This window comes from Microcystis aeruginosa NIES-2549 (assembly GCF_000981785.2).
GTDB classification, from domain to species: Bacteria; Cyanobacteriota; Cyanobacteriia; order Cyanobacteriales; family Microcystaceae; genus Microcystis; species Microcystis aeruginosa_C.
Genome location: NZ_CP011304.1, coordinates 4,119,934 through 4,133,219 on the forward strand (window position 1 = coordinate 4,119,934; position 13,286 = coordinate 4,133,219).

Consider the following 13,286-nt stretch of genomic DNA (forward strand, 5'->3'; position numbering starts at 1 on the left):
TTCACTGTTTACTGTTTACTGTTTACTGAACGGCTACGCCGTGCCTTTGGCAACACTGAAAAAAGCTTCCCAGTTCATAATTCATAATTCATAATTTATAATTCCCGCCGATAACTAAAAATGAGTAATCTAATTCGCAAATATACACCCCCCACCTGTACCCTAGAAATTTTGGGAAATAGTTCACCCCTAGCAGTTTGGCTGGGTAAAAATGTCTTAAACGATGCCCACTTTCAATTGCGCTTTGATGATCCTAGATTGAGTGAGGAAAAACAGGTGACGATCAAAGGCGATCGCACACAATTACAACTACTAGGGGAAATTGTCGCTAATTATGTGCAGAATTTACTCTCTAGTCCCGTTTCTAGCCTCTCTTTCGTGGCTAGTGGTTCCCCCGAAAGCCATCTCCCCTCCTTACCCTCTCTCCGTTGTCAGGGACTTCTCCAGCATCAATTATTTTTAGGTTCCCTGCTAACCGATCAGGATAAACAGGAGATCGAATTAACCACATCGCAATTATTCGATCTAGCCAATGCTTTAGGGGAATATAACCATGAAAGTCCCCTAATACCCCCTTTAATTCGCCAGAAAACTCGAAAAAATGCCCTGATCTGGACGGGATTAATCGCTTCGGCCCTAATAACTATCGGGGGAATAGCGATCGCATTTTATCAACGGCAAGAAGTGGTCAACAATGATTTAACCAGCGATCCCAATAGCGCCAAGATTCCCCAACCCTTGCCAACGCTGCCTTTACCCCCCACGGGAACAGCCGCCCCAAACCCGCAGTTACCGGCAAATTTGGGCAATAAAACCCCTTTACCGCCACCGCCGCCCGTGGGAACCGTTCCAGTGCCAGTGCGCCCCTCTAGCGTCCCCCTAGTGATTCCGCCGCCCACTTTACCGCCACCACCAGTCACAGGTTCGCGTCGTGGCGGCACGGCGATCGTAATTGAACCGAATAATCAGAACATCCCGATTACTGCCCCCCCCGTTACTGGCGCTCAGGGTACAAATGCACTAGCAAATATTCCCCCCACCACGATGAATCCGACTCCAGCACCGCCAAAATTGCCCAATTTACCGCCTATAAGCCCTATTAACCCCGAAAATGCCAATTTAGACCCCAAACCGCCCAAAAGCACCGCTAAAGCCCCAGAGACGAATTTACTAGATACAATTCCCCAAGTGGCAGAAACCAGAGAATATTTTCAATCCCGTTGGCAACCGCCGGAAAGTCTCAAGCATACTCTAGAGTACCGTTTGGTCTTAAATCAGGATGGTTCCCTAAAACAGATTATTCCCCTCGGACAGGCGGCGAAAATCTATCTCGATCGCACTAATATGCCCCTGCTTAATCAACCTTTTGTTTCTCCCCTCGATATCTCCGGTAATCCCCAATTGCGTCTGGTTCTCGGTTCCGATGGTACGGTGCGGACTTTTATGGAACAGCAATAGGCTGTACTGCATTTAAGTAGCTGGTTATAATTAAATTAAAAATTGATTTTAGGTTCGATCCCCCCTTAATCCCCCCTTAATAAGGGGGGCATCTGATAATTTTTAACGCCTACCTACTTAATTAACAATAATCTCGTCGGCGCTGTCCGGTTGGTTCATTTCCGTTAGGGTTTGCCAACCTGATTGCCAGAGATTCGCGTCTTGCAACTGTTTAGCATTAATCCAGAAGCGGACAGTCGGATCGCAGGAAGCGACTAATTCGGCAAAAACCCATTGACCGCGATTTTGACGATTGACCACTTGAAAATGTCGCCAGCCCCATGTTTTTTGTTTTGCCGTCCATTTTGATCCCAAGAGATGGGGATATTTCTGTTTTTTGGGCATAAAAGTTAAGACATCTGAGTTCGGGATAGGCTAAAACCCTTATATTATCCTATGTCTGCCAACCCGATTCTTTTCCCAGAGCGAAGGACTCGATGACAAACTGAAAAAAAGCCAGCAGAACAAAAGTCAAATTATCGGGGCGCTTAAGTGCGCCCCCGTTTTGGCTAATAACCGCGCCAAACACCAACCAAAACCCCTTGTACTTGTACTTGTTCGGTATTGGCTGTAATTGGTTGATATTTTTGATTGGAGGGTTGGAGAGTGATGATTTCTCCTTCTTGGTAGAAACGTTTTAAAGTAGTACCGTGGCCTTCCACTCTAGCGGCGACGATTTCCCCATTGGACACCCCTTCATTGCCGGTGAGAGAACGCATAATCACCAGATCCCCATCGGCAATATGATCCTCGATCATACTGTCTCCAGAAACGCGCAGAGCATAACAGTCTTGACTGCGTTGCAACAGGTTAGAAAGATCGAGTTTTTCTTCCACATCGGTGAAGGGTTCCACTAAACCACCAGCAGCGATCGCACCTAGAACCGGTAAACCCTGCACTGGTTGTTTGAGAATCCGCAGGGTGCGTGCTTTTCCTTCTGTCCAATCAATATAGCCTTTGGCGCGTAAACGTTCTAAACGGCTTTGAATCGGTGCGGGAGAGCGTAAATTCATCGCTCGCATCATTTGCCGGATGGAAGGGGCGTGTTGCGTAGTACGAATATACTCAATTAGCCAGTCGTACAACTCCTGTTGCGCTTGAGTAAGGGATTCGAGGTTAGTCATGATCTATTTTCCTATCCTTGGGTTAAGATAATTTGTACTTTAGTTCATTTGTGTTTAACCTAGTACATCTTAACTTCATCGGCCGACTAAATCAACTGGTTATTGAGACCGCTGGCAAAAATCAAAAATTTAGGAAATTAATTCTGCACGATTACTTATCAATTCTCAATATTAATTAATCCAGGTGACAATTGCTGGCAAACTCAGCAGCGTATTAAGAAAAAATAACGAATTGCTAGAAAGCCAAGAATCTGGATAATGATCGAGGTGGAGACAGAAAAATTGCTCTACTTAAGCCTGTCTGCCCTAAGCGTCCAATAGTAGATAGGGAGTCAAAAGCGACGCTCAAAGAAAATCCTTCGGTTGTCAGGGAAACGACAGGATATTTAGTGCGAAATTGAGCCGTAAAAAAAACTTAAAATCCCGACAAATATCGTCAAAACTAAGGGGAACACATGACCACAAAAACCTATGCAACCATAGATGGTAACGAAGCTGTTGCGCGCGTTGCCTATCGTCTCAGTGAAGTGATCGCTATTTATCCTATCACTCCCTCCTCGCCTATGGGTGAATGGTCCGATAGTTGGGCAGCCGAACGCAGAGCTAATCTCTGGGGAACCATTCCTTCCGTAATCGAAATGCAGAGCGAAGGTGGGGCAGCGGGAACCCTGCACGGAGCGCTACAAACAGGCTCTTTAACTACTACTTTTACTTCCTCCCAGGGATTATTATTAATGCTCCCTAACTTCTACAAAATTGCTGGGGAATTGACCTCTTCAGTAGTCCATGTGGCGGCCCGTGCTTTAGCAGCCCAAGGGTTGTCAATTTTTGGGGATCATAGTGATGTTATGTCTGCCAGAAGTACGGGTTGGGCCATGTTAGCGGCTAATTCCGTTCAAGAAGCTCATGATCTGTCGGCAATCGCCACGGCTACCACCCTAGAAACCAGGATTCCTTTCCTGCACTTTTTTGATGGTTTTCGTACCAGTCATGAGGTGCAAAAAGTCGAATTAATTAGCGATGAAACTCTCAAAGAACTGATCGATGAAGACCTAATTATTGCCCATCGTCAAAGGGCTTTAACTCCCGATCGACCGGTGTTACGAGGCACGGCACAAAATCCCGATGTTTATTTCCAGGCAAGGGAAAGCGTCAATCCTTTCTATTATGCTTGTCCCGATATAGCCCAAAAAATTATGGATCGTTTTGCCCAATTAACAGGAAGGCAATACCATCTCTATGAATACCACGGTGCGCCCGATGCCGAAAGAGTGATTATGTTAATGGGATCGGGAGCGGAAACCGTCCATGAAACCGTGGATTATCTCAATCAAAATGGGGCTAAAGTTGGGGTTTTAAAAGTTCGTCTCTATCGTCCCTTTGCCGCCGAAAAATTACTGGCAGCTCTGCCCACCACGGTGAAAAAAATAGCCGTTTTAGATCGCTGTAAAGAACCCGGTGCCGGGGGCGATCCGCTATATTTAGACGTGGTAAATGCCTTTATGGAAGAGTACGAAGGCAAGCTGCCGAAAATTGTGGGAGGACGCTACGGTTTATCTTCCAAAGAATTTACTCCAGCCATGGTTGCTGGCATATTTGATAACTTAAGTCTCGACAAACCGAAAAATCATTTCACTATCGGTATCGTTGATGATCTCACCTTTTCCAGTTTGGAATATGACCGCAGTTTTTCCACTGAACCGGACGAAGTAGTGCGGGCGGTTTTCTACGGTTTAGGTTCCGATGGTACGGTGGGAGCTAACAAAAATTCAATTAAAATTATCGGTGAAGATACGGATAATTATGCCCAGGGTTATTTCGTCTATGATTCCAAAAAATCTGGCTCCGTCACCGTTTCTCACCTACGCTTTGGACCCAGGCCGATTCGCTCTACCTATTTAATCACTGATGCTAACTTTATCGCCTGTCATCAGTGGGAATTTATCGAACAATTTGACCTGCTAGAAACCGCTAAACCGAACTCTATTTTTCTCCTCAATAGTCCCTATCCACCGGAGGAGGTATTTAGTCACTTACCGCGCCATCTCCAGCAAACTATCATCGACAAAAATCTGCAAGTTTATACGATTAATGCCACTCAAGTGGCCAAAGAAGCGGGGATGGGCAGTCGGATTAATACCGTCATGCAGGTGTGTTTCTTTGCCCTAGCGGGGGTTTTGTCTCGGGAAGATGCGATCGCACAAATCAAAAAAGCCATCCGCAAGACCTACGGCAAGAAAGGGGAAGAAATCGTGCAGATGAACATCAAAGCTGTGGATTCTGCCCTAGAAAACCTCTATCAAGTCCCAATTCCCGCTACCGTTACCCCTGAAGCTTTTGAATTAAGACCACCGATTCCCGACAACGCACCCGCTTTCGTCCGAGAAGTCCTCGGCAAAATTATCGCCCGTCACGGGGATGAATTGCCCGTTAGCGCCCTTCCCAACGATGGTACTTACCCCACCGCCACTAGCCAATGGGAAAAACGCAATATTGCCCAAGAAATCCCCGTTTGGGATGCGGATGTCTGTGTTCAATGCGGTAAATGCGTTCTTGTTTGTCCCCACGCCGTTATTCGCTCGAAAGTCTATGACGAGGCCGAATTAGCCACGGCCCCGGAAACTTTTAAAGTCGCTAATGCCAAGGATCACGACTGGAAAGGGCTAAAATTCACCATCCAAGTGGCCGCCGAAGATTGTACCGGTTGCGGTCTCTGCGTTGATGTTTGCCCCGCTAAAAACAAATCGCAACCGCGTCTAAGAGCGATTAATATGGCTCCCCAATTGCCCCTGCGGGAACAGGAACGAGTTAACTGGGATTTCTTCCTTAATTTGCCTAATCCAGACCGATTAAGCCTAAATCTCAATAAAATTAACCATCAGCAAATGCAGGAACCTCTCTTTGAGTTTTCCGGCGCTTGTGCCGGTTGTGGTGAGACTCCCTACGTTAAATTAGTCAGTCAGTTATTTGGCGATCGCATGATAGTGGCTAATGCCACCGGTTGTTCATCTATCTACGGAGGTAATTTACCGACAACACCCTGGGCAGTTAACGCCGAAGGTCGCGGTCCGGCCTGGTCGAATTCCCTGTTTGAAGATAATGCCGAATTTGGCTTAGGATTCCGAGTTTCCATCGATAAACAGGCAGAATTTGCGTCCGAACTTTTACAAACCCTCGCTAGTGAAATCGGAGAAAGTCTAGCGGCAGATATTCTCAATTGTCACCAAGTCGATGAAGCGGAAATTTACGAACAACGGCATCGGGTAGAGGACCTAAAATCCCGTTTAGGGCAATTAACCCCGACCACGCAGGTGAAAATGTTGTTATCCGTGGCCGATTATCTGGTCAAGAAAAGCGTCTGGATTGTCGGGGGTGACGGTTGGGCCTACGACATCGGTTATGGTGGCTTAGATCACGTTTTAGCCAGTGGTCGCAATGTGAATATTTTGGTCATGGATACGGAAGTTTACTCGAATACGGGTGGACAAGCCTCGAAAGCTACTCCTCGCGCCGCCGTAGCTAAATTTGCTTCTGGTGGCAAACCAGGACCGAAAAAAGACCTCGGTTTAATGGCCATGACCTACGGTAACGTCTATGTGGCCAGCGTGGCTATGGGGGCAAAAAACGAGCAAACTATCAAAGCTTTCCTAGAAGCGGAAGCTTATAACGGGCCATCGTTAATTATCGCCTATTCTCACTGTATTGCTCACGGGATCAACATGACCACCGCCATGAACCATCAAAAAGAAGTGGTGGAAAGCGGTCGCTGGTTAATGTACCGTTATCATCCCGATTTAGCTAAAGAAGGCAAAAATCCCCTGCAATTGGACAGCCGTGCGCCTAAACTTACCGTAGCGCAAACTCTCTACTCGGAGAATCGCTTTAAGATGTTGGCCACCAGTAAGCCGGAGGAAGCTAAACGTCTGCTCAAAGAAGCACAAGCAGATGTGGATACGCGCTGGCAAATGTATCAGTATTTAGCAGCAAAAGGTACAGGGAGCAAGGAATAGTTATGAATCTACACACTACTTACATGGGTTTACAATTGCGATCGCCGTTAGTCATCGGTGCGGCCGCACCCTTGAGCGAGGATATCGACAATATCAAGAAAATGGAGGACTTTGGAGCCGCTGCCGTGGTTTTACACTCCTTTTTCGAGGAGCAGATTAAACAGGAAAGACTGGCTCTACACCATCATTTTACCCACGGAGCCGAGAGTTTTGCGGAAGCTTTGACTTATTTTCCCGAACCGGAGGTTTTTCACGTTGGTTCCGAGGAATATCTCAACCATATTCGCAAAGCCAAAGAAATGGTCGATATTCCCATTATTGCCAGTCTCAACGGTGAGACCTCCGGGGGATGGTTGGAATATGCCACTCAAATTCAACAAGCGGGCGCTGATGCTTTGGAGTTGAATGTTTATTATGTTCCCAACGACCTAGAATTAACCGGAAATCACGTCGAACAAAACTACGTTGATATCCTCAAAATTGTCAAATCAGAGGTATCAATTCCCGTCTCGATGAAGTTAAGTCCCTACTTTAGCAATACGGCCAATATGGCTAAACAATTAGCGGAAGCGGGGGCCGATGGGTTGGTATTATTTAACCGTTTCTATCAGCCGGATATCGACTTAGAAACCTTGGATGTTCACCCCAATATTATCCTCAGTAATCCCCAAGCAATGCGTTTACCCCTGCGCTGGATTGCCATGCTTTACGGTCGTGTAGCGACGGATTTTGCCGCTACCAGTGGCATTCATAACGCCATCGACGTGATCAAAATGATGATGGTGGGGGCAAAAGCGACCATGTTAGTTAGTGTTTTATTACGCCACGGTTTGGAGGAAATTACCAAGATCGAACAGGGTTTATTGCATTGGTTGGAAGAAAATGAGTACGAATCGATCGAGCAGTTAATTGGCAGTATGAGTCAAATGAATTGCCCAGATCCGACTGCTTTTGAACGGGTACAGTATATGAAAGCTCTGCAAAGTTACGAACCTGTTTGGAAACGTTTTCAAACCACCAGTAAATAAAAGTGGGAAGCTTTTTTCAGTGTTGCCAAAGGCACGGCGTAGCCGTCCAGTGATCAGTAAACAGTAATCAGTGAACTGAAAACTTAACTGAAAACTGAAAACTTACATCTGATCACTGATAACTGATAACTGATAACTGACAAAAAAATCCTGGAGGATATAACCATGAACGAGAATCAAAAGAAAAAAATCGGTATTCTGACCAGTGGTGGCGATTGCCCGGGGTTAAATGCGGTAATTCGTGCCGTGGTGAAATCATCAAAACTCAAGGGTTGGGATGTGTACGGCATTCCCTACGGGACCGACGGTTTTATGCAGATTGCCGAGGGAAAATATCACCCCGAAGATTTGATCCTGACTCAGCATGGCTATAACCTGCCAGGGGTCTTGAAAGGATTAGACGTTTTGCAGTTTCTTAGTGGTAGTGTCTTGGGTTCTTTGAGCAAAGGACATCCCGAAAACCCAGAAATTGCCACGAAAATCCTGCAAGGATACGAAATGCTGGGATTAGATGCCCTGATCGTCATCGGAGGCGATGGGAGCATCGATATCATCTACGATCTCGCCCAGAAAGGCAATTGGAATATTATCGCGGTTCCCAAAACCATCGATAATGACGTTCCCTATACGGAATGGGCAGTCGGTTTTACCACTGCCGTCGATATCGTTACTCAAGCTTTGTATGATCTCACCTTTACCGCCGCTAGTCACGAAAGGGTGATGATTGTGCAGGTGATGGGTAGAGATGCCGGTCATTTAGCTCTTCATGCCGGAATTGCCGGGGGGGCCGATGCGATTTTTATTCCCGAATTAACCCCGGCTCTCACTCCCGAAATTATCGACGGTTGTTGTCGTCATTTGGCACAATTACGCGCTCAAGGTCGTAAATTCGCTCTCATTGTGATTTCTGAGGGTGTTAAAAACGAAGATAACCAAAAAGAGAAGTATATTGCCGATTATTTAGAAAAATTAATATTTGACAAAACTCGCTCTTTGTGCGTTACCGATCCCGTCTTCTGTTATCTCAATTCCATAGATGTGCGGGCCATGTCTTTGGGACACCTGCAAAGAAGTCGTCCTCCTTTGGCCATGGATCGACTGTTAGCCACGGCTTTCGGCATTAAGGCCGTAGAATTAATCGAACAGGGAAAACTCGATCGCGTGGTGATTTGGCGCGGGGGACAAGTGCGTAGTTTGCCACTGAAACCGGTGATCAAAATTATCAAACAATGTCATCAAGAGCATCGCTGTGCCTATCCCGTCGATCCCCAGGGTTTCATCGTCAAAACCGCCCGTTCTTTGGGAATTTACCTAGGGGAAAATACCACGACCGAGACGGCAGTAGTTCCGCAAGCTGTGGAGGCGTTGGTTTAGTGATAATAAAGCGAGAAGGGCTGCTAAGTATCCAAGCCAAATTACTTACACCCCTCGCCAACTCTCTTGCCTTTTGCCCCTTGCCTCTTGCCTATCTCAACTAGGAAATTAATTTCGCACAACTGTGTAATATTTCATCTTGACGAGAAAGGCCGTACTTAAAAAAATATGGTATGATGGGAAATTGTCAGTTTTACGAAAGCCGATGAAAGCGGAAGAGATTATCAAATCAATCGAAGCCGAGTATCTCAAGAGCGATCTGCCCATTATCCATGTCGGTGACACGATCCGGGTAGGGGTGCGAATCGTCGAAGGAGATAAAGAGCGGATTCAGCCCTACGAGGGCATTGTCATCGCCAAACGCCATGGCGGTATCAACGAAACGATTACAGTACGCAAAGTCTTCCAAGGTGTGGGAGTAGAAAGAGTCTTCCTGATCCACTCACCGAGGGTTGCCAGTATCAAGATCATCCGTCGTGGTAAAGTACGTCGGGCGAAACTCTACTATCTGCGCGATCGGGTTGGCAAAGCCACCAGGGTACAAGAACGTTTCGATCGCCCTCTCTAAAAAATTTCCGGCGACAGCCTAACCAAGAAAGTTGCTTAATCGCCAACAACTACGCTATAATAAATAAAGGCCTTAAAAAAGCCAAATAGTTTAGCGAATGGGCGCTCTTAGTTCAGTTGGTAGAACGCAGGTCTCCAAAACCTGATGTCGGGGGTTCAAGTCCTCCAGGGCGCGTTTGGTAATCACCAAGCCGATAACTGCAAAGGACATGATCTAAATGTCTGAGGGTTAGTGTGGGTTGTCCGGTGAAAATGATAAGTTAAGGATAGCTTGAGTATCATTTTAAGGAGTAGCGATCGTGGCCAAAAAAGAAACCCTAGAAAAAGACGCGAGCGACAAGAAAGAGGGAAGCTCCTTTCAGGTCAAGGAATTCGTCAATGAAACCAAAGAAGAACTCGCCAAAGTCGTCTGGCCTTCCCGTCAGCAACTTTTGAGCGAATCGGCGGCGGTGATGTTAATGGTGACTTTAGTAGCCACTCTCATCTATCTAATCGATAAATTCTTTGCCTGGGGTGCGGGGAAGGTGTTCCCATGAATCTAGAAGAAGAGCAGTTTCCCGAAGAACTCAATCTTAGCGGCCTACCGAAAAAACCCCGTTGGTATGCCGTGCAGGTGGCTTCCGGTTGTGAGAAACGGGTCAAAGCTAATTTGGAACAGCGCATCCACACCCTCGATGTGGCCGATCGCATTCTGCAAGTCCAGATTCCCCAAGCGGCCACCGTCAAAGTCCGCAAGGATGGTTCACGGCAACACGGCGAGGAAAAAGTCTTCCCCGGTTATGTCCTGATCAGAATGATCATGGATGATGACGCTTGGCAGGTGGTGAAAAACACCCCCCATGTGATCAACTTTGTCGGGGCCGAACAAAAACGGCACTACGGACGCGGCCGCGGTCACGTCACCCCGCTACCCTTGAGTATGTCAGAAGTCGATCGCATCTTCAAACAAGCTCAGATTCAAGAACCCGTCGTCAAAATCAATATGGAAGTTGGCGATCAAATCTTGGTTCTATCCGGTCCATTTAAGGACTTTGAAGGGGAAGTGATCGAAGTTAGTCCCGAGCGCGGCAAACTCAAGGCCCTGCTCTCCATTTTTGGTCGGGATACCCCGGTCGAGTTGGAATTTAATCAAGTCGAAAAACAAAACTAAACCATGGCTAAAAAAGTCGTCGCAATTATTAAACTAGCTTTACCTGCTGGTAAGGCTAACCCTGCTCCTCCGGTGGGTCCTGCTTTAGGTCAACACGGGGTGAATATTATGGCGTTTTGTAAAGATTACAACGCTAAAACCGCCGATCAGGCTGGGATGATCATCCCTGTGGAAATCTCCGTTTTTGAGGATCGTAGTTTTACCTTTGTCCTCAAAACTCCCCCCGCTTCCGTTCTCATCCGTAAAGCGGCCGGCGTGGAAAGAGGTTCCAACGAACCTAACAAGAAATTTGTCGCCACCATTACCCGCGACCAATTACGCGAAATCGCCCAAACTAAAATGCCCGATCTTAACGCTAACGACATCGAAGCGGCCATGAATATTGTGGCGGGAACGGCCAGAAATATGGGTGTCAAGATCTCAGACTAAATCTTATTACGGGGAGAAGTTAAGCTTCGTTATTACCCAAGGAGCAACAAATCAGATGGTAAAAAAAGTTTCACGACGTTTGCGAGATGCCCAGGCTAAGGTAGAAAATAAAGCCTACGAGCCATTAGAGGCACTAACATTATTAAAGGAATTAGCGACGGCGAAATTCGACGAAACCGCCGAAGCTCATATTCGTTTAGGCATCGATCCTAAATATACCGACCAACAACTGCGAACAACGGTAAGTTTACCCAAAGGAACCGGACGCACGGTGCGAGTAGCGGTCATTACTCGCGGGGAAAAGGTACAGGAAGCGAACAACGCCGGGGCCGATATCGTTGGTTCGGAAGAATTAATCGAAGAAATCGCCAAGGGGATGATGGATTTCGAGGTTTTGATCGCCACCCCCGATATGATGCCGAAAGTGGCGAAATTAGGTCGTCAACTTGGTCCACGGGGTTTAATGCCCTCACCGAAAGGGGGAACCGTAACCACGGATTTAACGGGGGCAATCTCTGAGTTTAAAGCGGGTAAATTGGAATTCCGGGCCGATCGCACCGGAATCGTTCACGTTCAATTTGGTAAAGCCTCCTTTAGTGCCGAGGATCTGTTAGTCAATTTGAAGGCTTTACAGGAAACGGTGGACAGAAACCGGCCTTCTGGGGCCAAGGGGCGTTACTGGCGCACGGTTTACGTTTCTTCCTCCATGGGGCCATCGATTCAAGTGGATATTAGCACCCTGCGGGATCTGAAATTAGCCGAAGGTTAATGACAGTTATTTTTCTTTGAAAAAGCCTCCAAGGGATTGGGGGCGTTTTTTGGCTTGATCGCCCGATTGATATAGAATCAAAAGGCTACACTCAAGATTAATCGCTTGAATTATTCTCTTGTATCTGTTCCTAAAGCCAGCGTGTGGATTGTAGATTCCCCTAATACCCGTATTTTAGTTCCTTGTGCGATCGCTCTTGGTAACTTTGATGGTTTGCACCTAGGTCATCAAACCGTCCTACAGCCAATTTTTCAGGATGGCCCCGCTTATCCCACCGTTGTTAGTTTTACTCCCCACCCGCGTGAATTTTTTACGCGAGAAAAATGGCAATTATTAACTCCTCTAGGGGAAAAGGTGGAGGTTTTAGAGAATTTAGGCGTTAAACAATTAGTTTTACTGCCTTTCTCTGCTCAATTAGCTTCCCTGACTCCCTTGGCTTTTGTCGAACAGATTTTAGTAGAAAAATTACAGGCTAAATCGATCAGTGTTGGTCAAGATTTTCGCTTCGGTTATCGTCGTCAAGGTACAGCCGAAGATTTATTACAGATCGCCTCTCAATTTAATATTAAAGTCGAGATTGTTGGTTTAAAAAACTGTGGGGCGGGTCGGATTAGTAGTTCCCTAATTCGTCAAGCTTTGGCAGCGGGAAACGTTGAGCAAGCCGGACAAATGTTAGGTCGTCCCTACAGTTTAACCGGTCGTGTGGTCGTCGGGCAACAACTGGGCAGAACATTAGGTTTTCATACCGCTAATCTACAGGTTCCTCCCGATAAATTATTGCCGCGACTGGGGGTTTATTGCGGTTGGGTGCATCTTGATGGTTCTCGCTTACCGGCAGTTATGAACATCGGTTATCGTCCCACGATCGAGGGAAAAACTATCAGTGTGGAAATCCATTTATTGGATTGGTCAGGCAATGTATATGATCGCATTTTAACGATGGATTTAGTGCAATTCCTGCGACCAGAACAGAAATTTAATTCTCTCGATCGATTAAAAAATCAGATCGAGATAGACTGCGATCGCTCTCGGTTAATTCTAACTTCTGTAACCGACAACTCCTAATATTTTTGGTATTCTCTTTCCACTTTACCCACCGCTTTCAATAAAGGAGAATCGAGGGAATCGATCCAATCAGCTACTTCTCGGGCTAATCCTAGGGTAACAATACCTTGAGACGATGGTAATTGACCGGCTAACGCCTGACTTTTGATGGTTTTCAGGACAGAAATTAAACCCTCAATCCGAGTCGATATTTCTGTTTTCCGCATCTGTTCGGCCACGGTAATAGCTTGGTCAATTGATTGAATTAATTCCCTCATGTTCGTTTCCATAATA

General features: G+C 46.5%; 13 protein-coding genes and 1 tRNA gene. 11 read left to right on the plus strand and 3 right to left on the minus strand.

Annotation, left to right across the window (positions count from 1 at the left end; translation table 11 throughout):
• Positions 1-120: 120 nt before the first annotated feature.
• On the plus strand, positions 121-1,458 hold the full coding sequence (locus myaer_RS20220; protein ID WP_046663411.1) for a DUF4335 domain-containing protein: 1,338 nt from the start codon (positions 121-123) through the stop codon (positions 1,456-1,458).
• A gap of 117 nt (positions 1,459-1,575) precedes the next feature.
• Here myaer_RS20220 and myaer_RS20225 read toward each other — a convergent pair whose 3' ends face one another.
• Together myaer_RS20225 and lexA are read right to left on the minus strand one after the other, a co-directional pair.
• Complete coding sequence (locus myaer_RS20225) at positions 1,576-1,842, minus strand: TIGR02450 family Trp-rich protein (RefSeq protein WP_002737176.1); 267 nt, start codon at positions 1,840-1,842, stop codon at positions 1,576-1,578.
• A 164-nt stretch (positions 1,843-2,006) separates the two neighbouring features.
• Positions 2,007-2,621: a transcriptional repressor LexA gene (gene lexA, locus myaer_RS20230; protein WP_002737392.1), complete on the minus strand. Its 615-nt coding sequence runs from the start codon at positions 2,619-2,621 to the stop codon at positions 2,007-2,009.
• 455 nt (positions 2,622-3,076) lie between these two features.
• Between lexA and nifJ the strand changes: the two genes are divergently transcribed.
• The 10 genes from nifJ (at position 3,077) to myaer_RS20285 (ending at position 13,013) form a co-directional block, all read left to right on the plus strand.
• Entirely contained in the window at positions 3,077-6,631 is a 3,555-nt protein-coding gene (gene nifJ, locus myaer_RS20240; protein ID WP_046663412.1) for a pyruvate:ferredoxin (flavodoxin) oxidoreductase, read from the plus strand.
• A 2-nt stretch (positions 6,632-6,633) separates the two neighbouring features.
• Entirely contained in the window at positions 6,634-7,659 is a 1,026-nt protein-coding gene (locus myaer_RS20245; protein ID WP_046663413.1) for a dihydroorotate dehydrogenase-like protein, read from the plus strand.
• Between the two features lie 165 nt (positions 7,660-7,824).
• The gene (locus myaer_RS20250) at positions 7,825-9,033 is read left to right on the plus strand and encodes an ATP-dependent 6-phosphofructokinase (RefSeq protein WP_046663414.1); all 1,209 of its coding nucleotides are present in this window, start codon (positions 7,825-7,827) and stop codon (positions 9,031-9,033) included.
• Positions 9,034-9,238: 205 nt separating this feature from the next.
• Positions 9,239-9,601: a 50S ribosomal protein L19 gene (gene rplS, locus myaer_RS20255; protein WP_046663415.1), complete on the plus strand. Its 363-nt coding sequence runs from the start codon at positions 9,239-9,241 to the stop codon at positions 9,599-9,601.
• A gap of 101 nt (positions 9,602-9,702) precedes the next feature.
• Positions 9,703-9,775 (plus strand) — tRNA-Trp (locus myaer_RS20260).
• A 124-nt stretch (positions 9,776-9,899) separates the two neighbouring features.
• Positions 9,900-10,136, plus strand: a complete 237-nt coding sequence (secE, locus tag myaer_RS20265; RefSeq protein WP_002737505.1) for a preprotein translocase subunit SecE — start codon at positions 9,900-9,902, stop codon at positions 10,134-10,136.
• Positions 10,133-10,750, plus strand: a complete 618-nt coding sequence (nusG, locus tag myaer_RS20270) for a transcription termination/antitermination protein NusG (RefSeq protein ID WP_002735925.1) — start codon at positions 10,133-10,135, stop codon at positions 10,748-10,750. Before secE ends, nusG begins: the two co-directional genes overlap by 4 nt.
• Before the next feature lie 3 nt (positions 10,751-10,753).
• Positions 10,754-11,179, plus strand: coding sequence for a 50S ribosomal protein L11 (gene rplK / locus myaer_RS20275; RefSeq protein WP_002735897.1), 426 nt, complete (start codon positions 10,754-10,756; stop codon positions 11,177-11,179).
• A 55-nt stretch (positions 11,180-11,234) separates the two neighbouring features.
• The gene (gene rplA, locus myaer_RS20280) at positions 11,235-11,948 is read left to right on the plus strand and encodes a 50S ribosomal protein L1 (RefSeq protein ID WP_002765993.1); all 714 of its coding nucleotides are present in this window, start codon (positions 11,235-11,237) and stop codon (positions 11,946-11,948) included.
• Between the two features lie 141 nt (positions 11,949-12,089).
• Positions 12,090-13,013 carry a bifunctional riboflavin kinase/FAD synthetase gene (locus tag myaer_RS20285; protein WP_046663871.1) on the plus strand — a complete coding sequence of 308 codons (924 nt, stop codon included), beginning with the start codon at positions 12,090-12,092 and terminating at the stop codon, positions 13,011-13,013.
• On the opposite strand, the gene myaer_RS20290 is transcribed toward myaer_RS20285, so the two are convergent.
• On the minus strand, positions 13,010-13,282 hold the full coding sequence (locus myaer_RS20290) for a hypothetical protein (RefSeq protein WP_046663417.1): 273 nt from the start codon (positions 13,280-13,282) through the stop codon (positions 13,010-13,012). The genes myaer_RS20285 and myaer_RS20290 overlap by 4 nt on opposite strands.
• Positions 13,283-13,286: the final 4 nt, after the last annotated feature.